This window comes from Streptosporangium sp. NPDC050284 (assembly GCF_044459525.1).
In the GTDB taxonomy this organism is placed as follows: Bacteria; Actinomycetota; Actinomycetes; order Streptosporangiales; family Streptosporangiaceae; genus Streptosporangium.
This window is the reverse complement of sequence record NZ_JBITIZ010000007.1, coordinates 463,281-480,164: the sequence shown is the minus strand read 5'-3', so window position 1 is coordinate 480,164 and position 16,884 is coordinate 463,281. Positions and strand designations below refer to the sequence as shown.

13 protein-coding genes and 2 pseudogenes are annotated in these 16,884 nt (G+C 69.1%); 6 read left to right on the top strand and 9 right to left on the bottom strand.

The window, feature by feature from the left end:
• The first annotated feature begins 242 nt into the window (after nucleotides 1-242).
• From ACIBH4_RS19675 to ACIBH4_RS19650, 6 genes and pseudogenes are all read left to right on the top strand, one after another.
• Nucleotides 243-806, top strand: a complete 564-nt coding sequence (locus ACIBH4_RS19675; protein WP_362505081.1) for a hypothetical protein — start codon at nucleotides 243-245, stop codon at nucleotides 804-806.
• A 20-nt stretch (nucleotides 807-826) separates the two neighbouring features.
• Nucleotides 827-2,149 carry an RNA-guided endonuclease TnpB family protein gene (locus ACIBH4_RS19670; protein ID WP_362768127.1) on the top strand — a complete coding sequence of 441 codons (1,323 nt, stop codon included), beginning with the start codon at nucleotides 827-829 and terminating at the stop codon, nucleotides 2,147-2,149.
• A 391-nt stretch (nucleotides 2,150-2,540) separates the two neighbouring features.
• Complete coding sequence (locus tag ACIBH4_RS19665) at nucleotides 2,541-2,846, top strand: hypothetical protein (protein WP_362505075.1); 306 nt, start codon at nucleotides 2,541-2,543, stop codon at nucleotides 2,844-2,846.
• 79 nt (nucleotides 2,847-2,925) lie between these two features.
• Nucleotides 2,926-4,812, top strand: a complete 1,887-nt coding sequence (locus tag ACIBH4_RS19660; RefSeq protein WP_362505072.1) for a propionyl-CoA synthetase — start codon at nucleotides 2,926-2,928, stop codon at nucleotides 4,810-4,812.
• 291 nt (nucleotides 4,813-5,103) lie between these two features.
• Nucleotides 5,104-5,568 (top strand): annotated as a pseudogene (locus tag ACIBH4_RS19655) (serine/threonine-protein kinase); the annotation flags it as partial.
• A gap of 113 nt (nucleotides 5,569-5,681) precedes the next feature.
• Nucleotides 5,682-5,774 (top strand): annotated as a pseudogene (locus tag ACIBH4_RS19650) (WD40 repeat domain-containing protein); the annotation flags it as partial.
• Between the two features lie 68 nt (nucleotides 5,775-5,842).
• Here the strand turns inward: ACIBH4_RS19650 and ACIBH4_RS19645 are convergent.
• From ACIBH4_RS19645 to ACIBH4_RS19605, 9 genes are all read right to left on the bottom strand, one after another.
• A complete protein-coding gene (locus ACIBH4_RS19645; RefSeq protein ID WP_362505069.1) occupies nucleotides 5,843-7,003 on the bottom strand; it encodes a DUF418 domain-containing protein in 1,161 nt (386 codons plus the stop codon).
• A 276-nt stretch (nucleotides 7,004-7,279) separates the two neighbouring features.
• Nucleotides 7,280-8,350: a BadF/BadG/BcrA/BcrD ATPase family protein gene (locus ACIBH4_RS19640; RefSeq protein WP_362505066.1), complete on the bottom strand. Its 1,071-nt coding sequence runs from the start codon at nucleotides 8,348-8,350 to the stop codon at nucleotides 7,280-7,282.
• Nucleotides 8,351-8,355: 5 nt separating this feature from the next.
• On the bottom strand, nucleotides 8,356-9,243 hold the full coding sequence (locus ACIBH4_RS19635; RefSeq protein ID WP_362505063.1) for an alpha/beta hydrolase: 888 nt from the start codon (nucleotides 9,241-9,243) through the stop codon (nucleotides 8,356-8,358).
• Between the two features lie 177 nt (nucleotides 9,244-9,420).
• Entirely contained in the window at nucleotides 9,421-10,815 is a 1,395-nt protein-coding gene (locus tag ACIBH4_RS19630; protein ID WP_362505060.1) for an FAD-dependent oxidoreductase, read from the bottom strand.
• A 268-nt stretch (nucleotides 10,816-11,083) separates the two neighbouring features.
• Nucleotides 11,084-11,953, bottom strand: coding sequence for an ABC transporter permease (locus ACIBH4_RS19625; RefSeq protein ID WP_362505057.1), 870 nt, complete (start codon nucleotides 11,951-11,953; stop codon nucleotides 11,084-11,086).
• Nucleotides 11,950-12,801, bottom strand: a complete 852-nt coding sequence (locus ACIBH4_RS19620; protein ID WP_362505055.1) for an ABC transporter permease — start codon at nucleotides 12,799-12,801, stop codon at nucleotides 11,950-11,952. The genes ACIBH4_RS19625 and ACIBH4_RS19620 overlap by 4 nt, the downstream gene beginning before the upstream one ends.
• A 42-nt stretch (nucleotides 12,802-12,843) precedes the next feature.
• Nucleotides 12,844-14,052, bottom strand: coding sequence for a spermidine/putrescine ABC transporter substrate-binding protein (locus ACIBH4_RS19615; protein WP_362768125.1), 1,209 nt, complete (start codon nucleotides 14,050-14,052; stop codon nucleotides 12,844-12,846).
• Nucleotides 14,053-14,095: 43 nt separating this feature from the next.
• Entirely contained in the window at nucleotides 14,096-15,244 is a 1,149-nt protein-coding gene (locus ACIBH4_RS19610; RefSeq protein ID WP_362768122.1) for an ABC transporter ATP-binding protein, read from the bottom strand.
• 25 nt (nucleotides 15,245-15,269) lie between these two features.
• On the bottom strand, nucleotides 15,270-16,727 hold the full coding sequence (locus ACIBH4_RS19605) for a gamma-aminobutyraldehyde dehydrogenase (RefSeq protein ID WP_362505046.1): 1,458 nt from the start codon (nucleotides 16,725-16,727) through the stop codon (nucleotides 15,270-15,272).
• Nucleotides 16,728-16,884: the final 157 nt, after the last annotated feature.

Here is a 16,884-nt window from a genome sequence, read left to right as displayed (position 1 = left end):
GCCGACCTCGCCCTGCGCACCCCCGTCGACGTCACCGCCGGCGAGTACAACTCCACCCTCACGCTCTCACTGTTCAACCAGTCCTGAACCAACGGCGGAGGCAGGACGCCACCGCCCGCTGTGCGTGTCCGGGACGTGTGCAAACCTGGCGTACGTCCCGGATGTTCACGATGAGACATTCGCGCTTCGGTGGCGGGCACCCGCCGTGCCCCGCCGCCACCCCCGGAAGGGAATCACGCCCCGTGAACAAGGCCCTCAGATACGCCGCGGCCATCCTGCTGGCCGGGCTCGGGCTGCTGCTCGGCGCCCCGGCCGCCTCCGCCGCACCCAAGTCACCCCTCAAGCTGGAGGTCGTCGGGGACGGCGGCCGCAACGTCAACGTGCTGGTCACCTGGAAGAAGGACAGCCGCCCGGTCACCGAGATCGTCGCGGCGACCCTGCTCGCGACGGCACCCGACGGCCGTACCTTCGGCCCCATCCCGCTGAAGTCGGCGCCCGAGGGACAGAACCTCTACAACGCGGCCGAACCGCTCCCTGTGGGTGAGTGGAAGGTCGCCGTGACCGTCACCAAGCCCGCCAAGGTCAGCAAGTCGGCGAGCGTGAAGGTGCAGGACATCGTGCTTCCCCCGGCGGAGGTCGAGCCGGCGTCCAGCACGGCGCTGGCCCAGCGCGCCCAGCTGGCCGAGCGCGCCCAGGAGAGCTCGTCGGACGACCTGTTCCTCCAGATCGGCGTCATCTCCGCCGCCGCGCTGGCCGCCATCGGGGTCATGTTCGTTCTCGTACGCCGCAGGAACGTGTCCAGCTGACCCCGCGGCCTTGAGGGGGCGTGGAGCCGCTCCGTGTCGGCTCGGCGATCGTGGCCACCACGGAACCGCACGCCGAGACCGTTCTCGACACCATCCGCGAACTCGGCCTGGAGATGCAGGTCATCTTCAACAAGGGCGCGGTGATGGTCCTGCCCTCGGGGATCAACAAGGCCACCGGCCTGACCGCCGCCCTGGCGGAGCTGGAGATGTCGGCGCACAGCACGATCGGCGTTGGCGACGCCGAGAACGACCACGCGTTCCTCCCCGCCTGCGAGTGCGCGGTGGCGGTGGCGGTGGCCAACGCGCTGCCCGCCGTTAAGGAACGGTGTGACCTGGTGACCGAGGGAGAGCACGGGGCCGGGGTCGTCGAGCTGATCGACCGGATCCTGGAGAACGACCTGGCCGACTTGGCGGTGGACGTGCCGCAGGTCCGCACCATGCGGATCGTCCGCCTGTCGGCCAGGTGGGGCGCGCTCACCGTGCCGATGGTGGGCCGGGTCCGGTTCCGCTGGACCCAAGACCTGCCCGGCGTCGGGAAGAACTCTCCTGCGGGGAAGGTGACCGGCGCTCGCCTGATCAAGGAAGCCGAAGGCTGGCACGTGGTGTTTCGCACCGAAACCTTGGTAGTGCCCGCCGACGCGCATCAGGGCCCGCAGGTTGGGATCGACCGGGGCGTCCACGTCGCCCTGGCCCTGTCGGACGGGACGATGCGCGAGCACGGCTCCTGGCTGACGGATGGCGAGCGCGAGCACCTGCGCCGACTGGAGAAGACAGCGGCCCGCCGGCGCACGGCCCGGCCGAAGAAGGCTCGCCCCTCGGGGCGGGAGCGGCGTACCTACGGCCAGATCGCCCGGCTGCGCGCGAAAGCCAAGCGCAGGGCCGTTGACTGGCAGCACCAGACCACCACCGAACTCGCCGACACATTCGCTGTGATCAAGGTGGAGAAACTCTCCATCCTCAACATGGTCAAATCCGCCAAGGGCACGATCGAAGCCCCGGGCAGGAACGTCACTCAAAAGGCGGGCCTGAACCGGTCGATCAGTGGCCAGGCGTGGGGGCGGACCGTCACCCTGCTCGAATACAAGACCATCGACCGGGGCGGGCAGGTCATCGAGGTCCCCGCCCCGGGCACCTCGCAGACCTGCCACCGATGCGGGCATCGCGATCCAGCCAGCCGCAACGCAACCGTGTTCGCCTGCGTCAACCCCGCGTGCGGGTGGGTCGGCCACGCCGACACCAACGCCGCGATCAATATCAACAACGCCGACGGATCAGCGGTGTCAGGACGTCGAGACCTCGGGACTACCCGGTCTGTGAAGCGTCAACCCCCGCGCGCCGCTTAACCGCGACGCGACGGGAGAATCCCCGGCCCTTCAGGCCGGGGAGGAGGTCAACAGTTCTGCCTGGTCGACCCGGAGGGCGACTACACCGAGGGGATCAAGGGCGCGAAGGCGCCTTTTCGGGAGGGCTTCCGCCTTCTCCGGGCTCCGCAGTGCTCCTTCCGGCGAACCACGCCGGGGTCGCCGGAGACTCTGATGCACCCCGGCGCGATTCAATCTTCGTACGGCTGTAAATTACCTGCCCCGCCACGAGGAATGTAAATTGCATTCTCCATCACGAAGAAACCGCATGACAGGCCAGATTCTGGCGACTGAGTGGTCAATACCCTCTTTACCTGGGTCCGTTTGAAAATTATCCTCAGTCGATCAAATGATCCGGCCCTGTAGGAGAATCATGCGAAAAGGTACTCGGCTCCGCCGGCTCGGTCTCGTCTCAGCGGTGGTGGCGGCCGGCCTGGCGACCACGCCCGTGGCCGCACACGCCGACGGCTACGACACTCCCCGCAGCGCCACCGCCGTGGGGGCGGGCAGCACCTACGCGGCCGGGTTGGCGGCGGCCCAGCAGCGGGCCCGGGCGGCCGTCCTCGCGGTCGGCCACGACTGCACCCCCGGGACCTATTCCGCCATGTTGACCTACATGTCCCCGGGCGGCGGCACGTGGGTCTTCCAGTCCACTCACCAGGCGATGTGCGTCGACTGATCAAGCTCGGCCTCGGCTACGGGAGGATACACGGAGAGGGGCCTCGACCTGGGAGTCCGGGAAAGAGCATGATGGCTGGATGTCGTACGCTGACGCCTTCGCCCGCAGCATCGCCGATCCCGAGGACTTCTGGGCCGAGGCCGCCGAGGCCGTCACCTGGAGCAGGCCGCCGCGCGAGATCCTGGACGCCGGGGCGCCGCCCTTCTACCGGTGGTTTCCCGACGGAGAGCTCAACACCTGCCACAACGCGCTGGACCGGCACGTCGAGGCCGGGCACGGTGACCGGGTCGCGCTGATCTACGACAGCCCGGTGACGGGCACCGGCAGGCGTTACACGTACGCCGAGCTGCGCGACGAGGTCGCGAGGTTCGCCGGGGTGCTGCGCTCGCTCGGGGTGGAGCAGGGCGACCGGGTGGTGGTCTACCTGCCGATGGTGCCCGAGGCGGTGATCGCGATGCTGGCGTGCGCGCGGCTGGGGGCGGTGCACTCGGTGGTGTTCGGCGGGTTCGCACCCAAGGAACTGGCGGCCAGGATCGACGACGCGCGGCCCAAGGTGGTCGTGTCGGCCTCCTGCGGGATCGAACCCTCGCGCGTGGTGCCGTACAAGCCGATGCTCGACGCCGCGCTCGACCTGGCCTCGCACCGGCCCGCGCACTGTGTGATCCTGCAGCGCGAGCAGGCCCCCGCCGAGCTGGTGGAGGGGCGGGACGTCGACTGGGCGAGCGCGAAGGCCGACCCGGCCGAATGTGTGCCGGTGCGCGCGACCGATCCGCTCTACATCCTCTACACCAGCGGCACCACCGGCCTGCCGAAGGGCGTCGTGCGCGACAACGGCGGGCACGCGACGGCGCTGCTGTGGAGCATGGCCAACGTCTACGACATCGCGCCGGGCGAGGTGTTCTGGGCGGCCTCCGACGTCGGCTGGGTCGTCGGGCACTCCTACATCGTGTACGGGCCGCTGCTGCGCGGCGCCACGACCGTGCTGTACGAGGGCAAGCCGGTCGGCACCCCCGACGCGGGCGCGTTCTGGCGGGTGATCGCCGAGCACCGGGTGAACGCGCTGTTCACCGCGCCGACCGCGTTCCGTGCCATCAGGAGGGCCGACCCGCAGGCGGCCCTGCTCGACGGGTACGACATCTCGTCGCTGCGGACGCTGTTCCTCGCCGGGGAGCGCCTGGACCCCGACACCTACCACTGGGCGGCGGACAGGCTTGGCGTGCCGGTCGTCGACCACTGGTGGCAGACCGAGACCGGCTGGCCCGTCGCCGCCAACCTGCGCGGGCTGGAGCCCATGCCGGTCAAGCCGGGCTCCCCCACCGTGCCCGTCCCCGGATACGACGTGCGCGTGCTGCGCGCCTCGGGCGAGGAGTGCGCCCCCGGCGAGGAGGGCGCGATCTGCATCCGGCTCCCGCTCCCGCCGGGCACGCTCCCCACCCTCTGGCAGGACGACGAGCGCTACGTGCGGTCCTACCTCACGGCCTTCCCCGGCTACTACCTGACCGGCGACGGTGGCCACCTCGACGAGGACGGCTACCTGTTCGTGATGGGCCGCACCGACGATGTGATCAACGTGGCCGGGCACCGGCTGTCGACCGGGTCCATGGAGGCGGTGCTGGCCGCGCATCCGGCGGTGGCCGAGTGCGCGGTCATCGGGGTCGCCGACGAGCTGAAGGGGCACGTGCCGCGCGGCTTCGTGGTGCTGAAGAGCGGGACGGAGATCGACCCCGAGACCCTGCGGGCCGAGCTGGTCCTCGCCGTTCGCGAGCAGGTGGGCGCCGTGGCCGCCTTCAGGCAGGTGGACGTGGTCCCGGCCCTGCCGAAGACCCGGTCGGGAAAGATCCTGCGCAAGACCATGCGCGGGATCGCGGAGGGCTCCGACGAGCCCGTTCCCTCGACCATCGAGGACGCGACGGTGCTGGACGCGCTGCGCCCCGTCATCGGACGCCGCACCACCGCGGACGGTTAGGTGCCGGTAGGTCAATGCCCTCGCGCACTTCAGGCACCGTATCGCCGTGGATGACCAGGCCCCGGCAGATCCCCGCGTGTCATCCGGCGCCGCATCACCGCGGACGGCCGGCTCACGCGTGTCGTCCGGCGCGGCACCGGTGGGGGCTGTCGTGGACGGCCGGGTTCAGCCGCGAAGGCCGCACCGCCCGGAGAGCCGACGCTCGGCATCATCACGGTCACAATCTGTTCCCTTTTACGGCTTATCGCACCATGCCATCGTTAAGGTTTCAGCGTGGCGCATGAAGCGGGCATGCTGGTCGCCGGGCGATATCGGCTGATGGACGTGCTGGGCCGCGGCGGGATGGGCACGGTGTGGCGGGCGCGGGACGAGAGCCTGGAGCGCCAAGTAGCGATCAAGGAGCTCATCCTCCCCGACTATCTGGACGTTCCCGCACGTGAGACGCTCTACAGGCGGATGCGACGTGAGGCCCGCGCCGCGGCTCAGTTGAAACATCCGGCGATCATCACCGTCCACGACCATGTCGTCGAGGCCGACGGCCGCCCGTGGATCGTGACGGAGATCATCGACGGACCCTCCCTCGACGAGTTGCTGAGGACCCAGGGGCACCTGCCGCCCCGGCGGGTGGCGGCGATCGGCGCGCAGATCCTCGCGGCCCTGGAGGTCGCGCACGCCGCCGGGATCACCCATCGCGACATCAAGCCCGCGAACGTCCTGCTCGAAGGTGAGCGGGTCGTACTGACCGACTTCGGGATCGCCGCCGTGTCACCCACGGCGCCACCCGCTGCGTCGCCCACGGCCCCGTCGCCCGCAACCCTGTCGTCCACCACCCCACCCACACCAACTGGGTACGGTCGGTCGCCTTCAGTCCCGACGGCAAGATCCTCGCCACCGCGAGTGACGACAAGACGGTGATCCTGTGGGACACGTCCTCACCGGTCGGAGCCGCGGCTTTTCCGTGACCGTGGCTCATCGGAGCGGGCGTGCTCGTCATCGCGGCGGCGGGAGCGGGGGAATCCGTGGAAACCCCCTACTGTCTTGTCGGGGTTCCTTGAGCCTTGCCGGATTTCCTGGAAAGCTCCTGCGGCGCCAGGTACGCCCACTGCCAGAGAGTCTCGACGGGCCCCCGCTCGAAGCGCCGCAGCCAGAGCGTGGACAGCGTCATGAAGAGCGCGCAGATTCCCGCCCAGGCCGCCACGACCCACCACGGCCGCAGGCCGTCGAGCGTCGCGGCCAGGCCGAGCCCCCAGCCGTAGCAGAGCGCCGAGGCGACCAGGTTCTGGAAGATGTAGGAGCTCAGAGCCGTACGACCGACGTTGGTCAGCCCTCGCCTCAATACGCCGGGGGCGCCGCTCGCCCGCCGCGCGAGGGTGGCGACGAGACCGAGCAGCCCCAGCGCCACCAGCGGGGGCAGCAGGTACCGGTCCACCAGGAACCAGCCCGGACCGGCGAACGCAGTGGCCAGGTTCAGCGGCAGGCCCACGGCGAGTCCGCCGACCATGAGCCTCCGGCGCAGTGCCGCGCCCCGCTCCGAGTCCTCGAACACCCCGGCGCGCATCAGCTGGGAGCCGAGCAGGAACAGCACGATGCCCATCGGGACGATGAAGAGGATCTCCAGCCGGTAGAGGACGATCATCTCGATCCGGGCGGCGACCTGCTGCGGGTAGGTGCCGCCGGTGAAGAGCGTGGACGACTCCGCCCCGGTGTCCAGGCTCGCCGAGCTGGTGCCGACGGTGAGCAACCCGATCAGCGCGGCGAACACCGACCCGACAGTGATCATCCACACCCTGATCACGCGGTCGCTCCTGCCGATCAGGTACGCCACGATGATCGAGGTCAGCGCGTAGCCCATGAGCACGTCGAACTCGAAGATCAGCAGGTAGTGGATCAGACCTTCGACGAACAACAACCCGGCCCGCCACAGATACCAGCCGGGCCACGGCACGCCACGGCGCGCGGCCGAACGGTACTGGAGTTCGAGCCCGACCCCGAAGAGCAGGGTGAGCAGCGCGAGGAACTTGCCGTTGGTGAGGAAGCGGAGGAAGGTCTCCACGGTTCCCGGCTGCCCCAGCGCCCCGATGACGTCGGCGGGACCGCCGGGATCGGTGAAGATCCAGATGTTCGTGCCCAGGGTGCCGACGATGGCGATGCCTCTGAGCAGGTCGAGCACTTCGATACGACGACTTGTCACCCCTTCACGATCCCGTCCTGCGGGCCCGCGGACATCGTCTCGCAGACCCATTCGGGACGTACATCGATGTATGTACCGTGCCCGGATTCCGGTCCACAAGGTCCGCGCTTCCCGCTTGGCCCCCGCGGCCCGCCCGGTCGGCCTCGTGCTCGGCGCGTGCGCGCGATCGTCCCGGGGTGATCACACGCCGCACCGGATACGCCCTCCGGCCGTGACGGCGCGGCACCCGTGGAGAACGGGGTCAGTCTGCCCGAACAGCCGACCCGGCGGCTCCCGTCAGTCGCCGGAGACGACGCGGGCGTGCAGCCGGACGGCGGTCGCGGAGTCCCAGCCGAACGCCTCCCGGCCGGCCAGCCACGCCGCCGCCCCCGCGCCGTCGCCCGCCAGGACCGCCGAGGGCCCCAGCCTCTCCCGTACGGCGGAGGCGATCGGTCCCTCGCTGGTCAGTACGCTCCCGGCCAGCACGATCGGGCTCGTCTCGCCCGCCCGGCGGACCTCGGCCACCGTCTCGCAGAGCAGCCGGGCCGCGTCGGACACGATCGTGAGGGCTGCCGGGTCCCCCTCGGTCGCCGCCCGACTGACGAGCGGGGCGAGCCTGGCCAATTCCAGCGGGGGCCGCGACTGTGCGCGGACCACCAGCCTGATCGCGAGCGCCCTCATCTCCTCCGCCGTGCCCGAGGCGAGCGTGCTCAAGGCGAGCGCACCCGAATCCACCGTGCCCGAGGCAAGCGCACCCGAGTCCACCGTGCCCGAGGCAAGCGCACCCGAATCCACTGTGCCCGAGAAAAGCGGCTCGCCCTCCAGCAGGGCGCCCGCGACCAGGCCGGTGAGCCTGCCGCCCGCGTCGCCCCTGCTGAGGGCGTGGACTGCGGCGGACGCCGCCTTCCTGCCCAGCCAGAACCCCGAGCCCGCGTCGCCCAGCAGCCAGCCGAGCCCGTCGGCGATCATCACCGGCTCGCCGTCCTCGATCCTGGCGGCGATCGCCCCGGTACCGGCGATGAGGGCGGTGCCGCGCGGTTCCGCCGTACCCGCGGCGAAGGCGATGCCCAGGTCGCCGGTGAGCCGGGGCGGGACGCGCAGACCGGCGGCGGCCCACATGGGGTCGAAGACCAGGCGGTCCAACGCCCCGCCACCCGCCAGCCCGATGACCGCCCCGCTCACCAGGCCCGGGTCGATCCCGCGTAGCGCGAGCCCCAGCGCCCGGCCGATGTTGGCCACCGCGGCGGCGTTGCCGTGGGCCGCGGGGTTGCCGCCCGGCGCCCTGCCGTACCCGGCCCGCCGTCCCGAGGCGTCGAGCAGCAGCGCCCGCGAGGAGGTCCCGCCGACGTCCAGCCCGAGGACGTACATCGCGCTCAGAGATGCTCGCCGAAGAACGCGGTGACGGCCTCGACCGCCCGGGTGACGTGCGGCTCGGTGTCGTAGAGGTCGATGTGCAGCCTCGCGTCCAGCCAGACGATCCGCTTGGGGTCGTCCATCCGCCGGTACGCCTCCTCGGCGCCCTCGGGTGAGCAGAAGCGGTCGACCAGGCCGTGCACGATCAGACCGGGCTTGGGCGAGAGGAAGTCGGCGCCCATCATGTTGTCCACGGTGATCAACTCGCGGACGGAGGCCCGGGTGACCTCGTTGCGCCAGTGCTCCGAGGCCCCCCTGGAGGTGCCGTAGTAGGCGAACGGCTCGTCGCCCGGCATCGCCGCCTCCCCCTCCTCGGCCACCGCGGGGAGATACTCCACCTCAGCACCCCCGTCCTGGCGCTCCAGCACCTCCGTGAACGAGGCCAGCGCCTCCTGGTATCCCGAGGGGGACATTCCGGCGCGCATGCCGTAGGGGTTGTTGTAGGCCCCCGCGACGCCCGCGAACGCCTTCACCCGGGGGTCGAAGGCGGCGAACCTGAGCGCGTAGCCCCCGCCGAGGCAGATCCCGAGCGCGCCGATCCTGTCGCCGTCCACCTCCGGGCGCGAGCGCAGCAGCGAGACCGCGGCCCGCAGGTCCTCCAGCTTGCCCTGGGGGTCCTCGTGGTTGCGTGGCTGTCCGCCCGACTCCCCCCAGTTGCGGTGGTCGAAGGCGAGCGTCGCGTATCCCGCGTCGGTGAGCCGGGCGGCGTACAGGCCGGTGACCTGGTCGCGGGTGCCGGTGAACGGGCCCGTGAGGACCACGCCGGGGTGCGGGCCCGGCCCCGCCGGGATCCGCAGGTCGCCGAAGAGGGTGATCCCTCCGGCGGTGAACTTCACCTTTTCCGACATGCTCCAAGTCTGTACGGTCCGCGCCGCGGAAGCCAACGAGCCCCCCGCGGCCCCCGCACACCCGCGGACCTCCGCTGTCTCCACACCCCCGGGTGTCCCCGGGCCGGCCCGTTCCCGCTCGTCCGGCCTGAGCCGGGAACGGGAACGGGAACGGGACTTACCAGGATCTTCCGGGTCTCAGGAGTCGAATCCGAGCCCCATCCGATCCAGGGTGCGCAGCCAGAGGTTGCGGCGGCCCTGGTGCAGGTCGGCCTGGGCGATCGACCAGCGGGTCATCTGGATCCCGGCCGAGCGGACCGGCTCGGGCGGGAACGGGACGGGCTTCTCCTTGACCATCCTGAGCTCGGTCCGCTCGGTCCGCTCTCCGGCGAGCAGATCGAGCATGACGTTCGCCCCGAACCGGGTCGCGCCGACGCCCATGCCGGTGTATCCGGCGGCGTAGGCGAGGCGCCCGCCGTGCGACTGGCCGTAGAAGGCGCTGAAGCGGCTGCAGGTGTCGATGACCCCGCCCCACCTGTGGGTGAAGCGCAGCCCGGACAGCTGGGGGAACGTGGTGGAGAAGTGTTCGGCCAGCTTGACGAAGGTCTCGTCGCGCTGGTCGTACTCGGGTTTGATCATTCCGCCGTTGTAGTAGACCGCGTCGTAACCGCCCCAGAGGATCCGGTTGTCCTCGGTCAGCCGGTAGTAGTGGAACTGGTTGGCCGCGTCCCCGACCCCCTGCCGGTTGTGCCAGCCCACCGAGGCCAGCTGGTCGGCCGAGAGCGGCTCGGTCATCAGGGCGTAGTCGTAGACCGGCACCAGGAAGTGCTTCAGCCGCCGCAGCAGCGGCTGGAACACGCCGGTGCCGAGCGCGACCCTGCGCGCCCTCACGCTGCCGTGCGGGGTGATCAGGTCCAGGCTCGTCGGGGTGTCCCTCATCGTCCGTACCGGCGTGCGCTCGTAGATGCGCACGCCCAGCGAGAGGCAGGCCTGCCGGAGCCCCCAGGCCAGCCGGGCGGGGTCGAGCATGGCACAGCCGTCGCGCTCCCAGTGGCCGCCGATGTACGTGGGCGAGTTCACCTCCGCCCGGACCTGTTCGGTGTCGAGGACGTCGAAGCGGACGCCCAGGTCGCGGGCGACGCCGAGGTTGCGGTTCATCTCCTCCAGCTGCCACGGCTCGGTGGCCACGTGCAGCTCGCCGGTGCGCTCGTAGCCGCAGTCGATGCCGTACTCGGCGACCGCCTCGCCGATCTCGTCGAGGTTGTCGACGCCGAGGCGTTCGAGCGTGGCGATCTCCTCGGGCCAGCGCTCCAGCCCGTTGGCGATGCCGTGGGTCAGCGTGGCCATCGCGAAGCCGCCGTTGCGGCCGGACGCCGCCCAGCCGATCCTGCGCCCCTCAAGGAGGACGACGTCGAGCGATGGGTCGCGTTCCTTCGCCATCAGGGCGGTCCAGAGCCCCGAGAAGCCTCCGCCGACCACCGCCAGATCGGCGCCGGTCTCGCCGAAGAGCCGCGCCTGCGGCTCGGGTTTCGCCGGACTGTCGAGCCAGTACGGCTTGCGCTCCGCGTCAGCAAGAGCCTTCAGCGGATCCACAAATCTCACTTCCCTACGTGAGTCAGGTTGTCTTTGTGTGTATCGCGTGGTCGTGGAGATCACGCGCGGGTTCCCCCCGCCTGAGTCCGATCTCGCCTCCCTGTTCTGTGCCGGGAATCTGTACTCTGCCGGATTCTGTCTCTGCCGGATCCTGGTCTTTACCGGATTTCGCTCTCCTGCGGGACGTTGTCCGCCGGAACCGTCGTCGCCGGTGATCCGGGTACACCGAAGCCCCGTGGCCCGGTGAGGGCACGGGGATCGACGACGGCTAGGTGCGGCGGCGCGCGGTGACCGTGTTGACCACGGCGATGGCGACGCCTACCGCGAATATAAGCGTTCCGAGGATGTTGACCTGAGGCGGCACCCCGATACGGGTGGCCCCCCAGATCCACAGCGGGAACGTCTGGGTGGCTCCGCTGGTGAACTGGGTGATCACGAAGTCGTCGATGGACAGGGCGAAGGCGAGCAGCGCGCCGGAGAGGACCCCGGGCAGGATCATCGGGAAGGTGATCCGCCAGAACGTGATCCACGTGGACGCGCCGAGGTCGCGCGCCGCCTCCTCGATCGACCGGTCGAGCCCGATCACCCGGGCCCGCACGGTGATCGCCACGAAGGAGAGCGAGAACAGCACGTGCGCGACGACCACGGTCGCGAAGCCGGTCTGCACACCGACGCTGATGAACAGCGACAGCAGCGAGGCGCCCATCACGAGCTCGGGCGAGGCGATCGCGGCGAACATCACGAGGTTGGTCGCGCCCTGCCCGCGGAACCGGTAGCGGCCCAGGGCGAGCCCCATGAGCGTGCCGATCACCGTCGTGATCACCGTGGAGAGCACGGCGATGTAGATGGAGTTGCGCACCGCGTCAAGCAACTGGGGGTACTCGTCCAGGCGGCCCCACCACCGGAGGGTGAACCCCTGCCAGGTCACGTTCGACTTGCTCTGAGTGTCGTTGAAGCCGAACAGGATCATGACGAAGATCGGCAGGAACAGCCAGGCGATGATCAGCCAGACGTAGCCGAGGAGCAGCCGGTCGCCCAGCCGCCTGCCGCTTCGCGGGGTCCGCCGCCCGGCGGGCGCGCTCGTCGTCGTGTTCTCGGTGTTCTCCGGGCTCTCCGTGACGTCGATGGTGCCGCTCATCGGGCCGCCGCCTCCAGGACGTTCTCGGTGCCGAGCGCCTTGGCGTAGGCGAAGATGCCGATCAGCATCGCCGCCATCAGCGTGAACGACAGCGCGGCGGCGGTCGGGTAGTCGTTGTTGACCAGATATTCGAGCTGGATGATGTTGCCGATCATCGTGTTCTCCGGGCCGCCGAGGATGCCCGCGTTGACGTAGTCGGCGGTCATCGGGACGAACGTCATCAGCACCCCGGCGAACACACCGGGCAGCGAGAGCGGCAGCACGATCTTGGTGAACGCCTCCCGCTTGGCCGCGTACAGGTCCTGGGCGGCCTCGACCACCTTGGGGTCCACCCGCTCCAGCGCGACGTAGATCGGCAGGATCATGAACGGCAGGTAGTTGTAGACCAGTCCGCCGATCACCGCGTACGTCGTCTGCAGCACGTGGAAGTCCTCGGGCAGCAGCCCCGCCGACTTCAGCGGTCCGAGCAGCATGCCGTCGTCGGCGAGCAGGAACCTCCACGACACCGTGCGCAGCACGAACGAGACGAAGAACGGCAGCAGCACCAGCAGCAGGTAGGTGGACTTGCGGCTGCCGCCCTTGAAGGCGATCCAGTAGGCCATCGGGTAGGCGAGCGCGATGGAGATGAGGGTCGCGGTCAGGCCGTACCCGGCCGAGCGCAGGAACTGCGTCTGGTACTGCGCCAGCGCCTCGCCGTACACCGGGAAGTTGAACGTCTGGATGAATCCGTCGACCACGTTGCCCTCCTGGGTGGACACCGAGGCCATGAAGACCATCGGTACCACCAGGAAGATCGCGAGCCAGAGGCCGCCGGGCAGGATGAGCAGGTAGGGGGTGAGGCGCTTCACCGGCCGATGACCCCTTCCGGTCCGATTCGCTCTCTCATTCGCCTAGCCCTGCGTGACGGGTTGGAAGATGTCCTCGAAGATCTTCTCATCCGCGGAGTTGAGCGTCTTGTACGACCGCAGCTTGGCCATGTCCCCCTCCGAGGGGAAGATCAGCGGGCTCTCGGCGATCTGCTCCAGCGTCTTCTTCTCCTCCCCCGTCGCCTTGGCCGCGTCGGCGAGGACGAGATCCTTCGCGGAGGAGACCGGGGTGATGAAGTTGATGTACTCGACCAGCATCGTGGCGATCTTGGGCTGGTAGACGTAGTCCATGTAGGTGAGCGCGTCGACCGGGTTCTGCGCGGTCTTCGGGATGCACATGTTGTCGGTCCAGATCGTGCCGCCCTCCTCGGGCACCACGAACTTCAGGTCCTTGCCCTCGGCGACCTGCTGGAAGATGTCGCCCGACCAGGCCATGGTGATCCAGATGTCGCCCCTGGCGAGGGCGTCGACGTAGTCGTTCTCGTAGTACTTGCGCACCAGGCCCGCGTCGCGCTGCTCCTTGAGCTTCTCCCCCGCTTTCTTCCAGTCGGCCTCGGTCGACTTGTCGGGGTCGATGCCCAGGGCGAACATGCTGAAGTTGGCGACCTCCTGGGTGTCGAGCATCATGCCGACCTTGCCCTTGTACTTGGGGTTCCAGAGGTCGTGGATGCTCTTGACCTCGTCCACGTACTTGGGGTTGTAGGCGATGCCGGTCACGCCGACCGTCCACGGGATCGTGTGGGCGTTGTTCGGGTCCCAGGTGGGGTTCTTCACCGCGGAGCTCGCGTTCGCCGCGAAGTTCGGCAGCTTGGAGTGATCGAGGGGGACGAGATAGCCCAGCGCGAGGGCCTTGCTCAGCTGGAGGCCGTTGGTGATGATCATCAGGTCGTAGCCGATGTCGTTGTTGGCGGCGAGCAGCGGCTGGATCTTGCCGAAGAACGTGCTGTTGTCCTGGATCGCCTCCTGGTACTCCACCTTGATGCCGGTGTCGGCGGTGAACAGCTCCAGCGAGGGGTACCGCTTGCCGTCCTTGTCGATGTAGAGCGGCCAGTTGGCGAAGCGCAGCGTGCCGTTCTTCTGCTTGGAGCCCCAGTATTCGGCGAGGGCGTCCTTCTGGGGAACGGCCTCCACCTTCTTGCCCTGCACACCGCAGGCGGCGAGGGCGAGGCCGGCGGCCGACATACCGCCCAGACGAAGGGCGTCACGGCGAGTGACGGAGCGGCTCTGCGTCATGCCTCGCAGAAAGGCGGGGTTCGTGCGGGGGTCCATATCGAGCTCAACTTCCGATCGCGTACGAGTGGTGCGGCAGCCACGACAGCCAGACGGCGTCTCCACGCTCCGCCGTACTCGCGCTGTCCAGTGCGTTCTGCTGGAAGACGGTCACCTCTTCGCCGTGTGCCAGGCAGACCGTGTAACTGGTGTAGAGCCCCAGGTACACCACCTCTGAGACGGTGCCGCGCACGACGCTGAGGTCTCCGACGGGTTGCTCCTCCGTGGTTATCCTGATCTTCTCCGGGCGTACCGTGATCGCGATCGGCTCCCCGGCTCCGAACGATCCGCCCTGGGTGAGGACATGGTCGTCCTCACCCAGCTTAAGCACCGCAAAACCTGACTGGAACCGGTCGACAGTGCCGCTGAGCAGGTTGGACGTGCCGATGAACCCTGCTACGAAGGCGGTCGCGGGCCGCTCGTAGATCTCTCTGGGGCTGCCGAGCTGCTCGACCGTGCCGTCGTTCATGACGGCGATGCGGTCACTCATCGTGAGCGCCTCGCTCTGGTCGTGAGTGACGTACACGAAGGTGATGCCGACCTCTCGCTGGATGCGCTTGAGCTCGATCTGCATGGCCTGGCGGAGCTTGAGGTCGAGGGCGCCGAGGGGCTCGTCCAGCAGGAGGGCGCGGGGGTTGTTCACCAGGGCGCGGGCGAGGGCGACCCGCTGCTGCTGGCCTCCGGACATCTCCCTGGGGCGGCGTTTCTCGCGCCCGGTGAGGTCGACGATCTCCAGGATCTCGCCGACCCGGCGCTTGATCTCGGCCTCGGCGACCTTCTTGCGCCTGAGGCCGAACGCGACGTTCTCCCAGACGTTCATGTGCGGGAAGAGGGCGTAGGACTGGAAGACCATGTTGACGTCGCGCCGGTTGGGGGGGACGTCGGTGACGTCCTGGCCGTGCAGCCGTACGGTGCCACGCGAGGGATCCTCGAACCCGGCGATCATGCGCATGGTGGTGGTCTTGCCACAGCCCGAGGGGCCGAGGAGGGAGAAGAACTCCCCCTCGGCGATCGACAGGGTGACACCCTTGACCGCCTGGACGACCTCGCCGTGGGAGACGTACTCCTTGACGACCCCGTCGAGTTCGATCGCGGGCACGTGGGACGAGTGGGAGACGGCGTCGGCCGTCTCCGTGCTCGCCTGAATTTCGGTCATGCCAGGCTTATCCCTCTGTTCGCGGCTATTCGCCGATGTAGTGCATGACGTGCTTGACGCGCAGGTAGTCGTGCAGGCCGAAAACGGACAGGTCCTTGCCGTAACCGGAGTGCTTGAAGCCTCCGTGCGGCATCTCCGAGACGAACGGTATGTGAGTGTTGACCCATACCACGCCGAAGTCGAGACGGTTCGACACCCTCATCGCCCGGCCGTGGTCGGAGGTCCACACCGAGCCGGACAGGCCGTATTTGACGCCGTTGGCCTTGGCGACCGCGTCGGCCTCGTCGGTGAAGGTCTGGACGGTGATGACCGGCCCGAACACCTCGTTCTGCACCATCTCGTCGTCCTGCCTGAGGCCGTCGACGATGGTGGGGGCGAAGAAGTAACCGCGGTCGCCGATCCGGTTCCCGCCGGTCAGGACCTTGGCGTGGCCGGGGGCCCGGTCGATGAAGCCGGTGACGCGGGCCAGCTGGTCGGCGTTGTTGAGCGGGCCGTACAGGGCGCTTTCCTCGGAGAGGTCGCCGGTCACGGTGCTCGCCGCCGCCTCGGTGAGCGCGGCCACGAACTCGTCGTGGACGTCCTCGTGGACCAGCACGCGGCAGGCCGCGGTGCAGTCCTGCCCCGCGTTGTACAGGCCCGCGGTGGCGATGGACTCCGCGGCGGACTTGAGGTCCTTGACGTCGTCGAACACGATGACGGGCGCCTTGCCGCCCAGCTCCAGGTGGACCCGCTTGAGGTCTTCCGCGGCGCTCCTGGCCACGGCCATTCCCGCGCCGACGGAACCGGTGATCGCGACCATCGAGGCGGTCGGGTGACCGACGACCAGCGCGCCGGTCTCCCGGTCGCCGACGACGACGTTGAAGACACCCTTGGGCAGGACGTCTCCGATGATCTCGGCCAGCTTGACCGTGGAGACGGGGGTGGTGTCGGAGGGCTTGAGCACCACGGTGTTGCCGGCGGCGAGCGCCGGGGCGATCTTCCAGACCGCCATCATCATCGGGTAGTTCCAGGGGGTGACCTGGCCCACCACGCCGATCGGCTCATGCCTGATGACGGAGGTGTGGTCGGCGAGGAACTCGCCGGACGTCGGGCCCTCCAGCGTGCGCGCGGCCCCCGCGAAGAAGCGGAAGTGGTCGGAGGCGATCGGGGTCTCGTCCTCGGCCATGCGGGCGCGCGGCTTGCCGGTGTTGCGGCACTCGGCCTCGTTCAGCTCCTCGGCCCTCGCGTCGATCGCGTCGGCCACCTTGAGAAGGAGGTTGGCGCGCTCGCCCGGGGTGGCCTGGCTCCACGACTCGAACGCGGCGGCGGCCGCGGCGTACGCCGCGTCGATGTCCTCGGTGCCCGAGACGGGGGCCTTAAGGTAGATCTCGCCGGTGCACGGATCGATGACGTCGGAGAACCGGCCGCTCCTGCCCTCCACGAGCTCGCCGTCGATGTAGTTCCGCAGGCGGGGGAGTTCGTTGGTCTCAACCGGGGTGGTCACCGTCGGCCTCCTATGGATCGGGGCTGAGTTGTCGCGACTCTTACAGAGCGAGAGTCCTACGACAAGGGATTTCGTTGTTAAGATACCAAATTGCTACGAAATCGCTTGACAGAGGCGCCGGAACTGACAGCATGTCGCATCGGAGCCGCAACATGAC

Bases quoted from the DNA above. Each gene is read 5' to 3' on its own strand.
- ACIBH4_RS19665 (WP_362505075.1), top strand. From the start codon at position 2,541: ATGCGAAAAGGTACTCGGCTCCGCCGGCTCGGTCTCGTCTCAGCGGTG.
- ACIBH4_RS19660 (WP_362505072.1), top strand. From the start codon at position 2,926: ATGTCGTACGCTGACGCCTTCGCCCGCAGCATCGCCGATCCCGAGGAC.
- ACIBH4_RS19640 (WP_362505066.1), bottom strand. From the start codon at position 8,350: ATGTACGTCCTCGGGCTGGACGTCGGCGGGACCTCCTCGCGGGCGCTG.
- ACIBH4_RS19635 (WP_362505063.1), bottom strand. From the start codon at position 9,243: ATGTCGGAAAAGGTGAAGTTCACCGCCGGAGGGATCACCCTCTTCGGC.
- ACIBH4_RS19625 (WP_362505057.1), bottom strand. From the start codon at position 11,953: ATGAGCGGCACCATCGACGTCACGGAGAGCCCGGAGAACACCGAGAAC.
- ACIBH4_RS19615 (WP_362768125.1), bottom strand. From the start codon at position 14,052: ATGACGCAGAGCCGCTCCGTCACTCGCCGTGACGCCCTTCGTCTGGGC.
- ACIBH4_RS19610 (WP_362768122.1), bottom strand. From the start codon at position 15,244: ATGACCGAAATTCAGGCGAGCACGGAGACGGCCGACGCCGTCTCCCAC.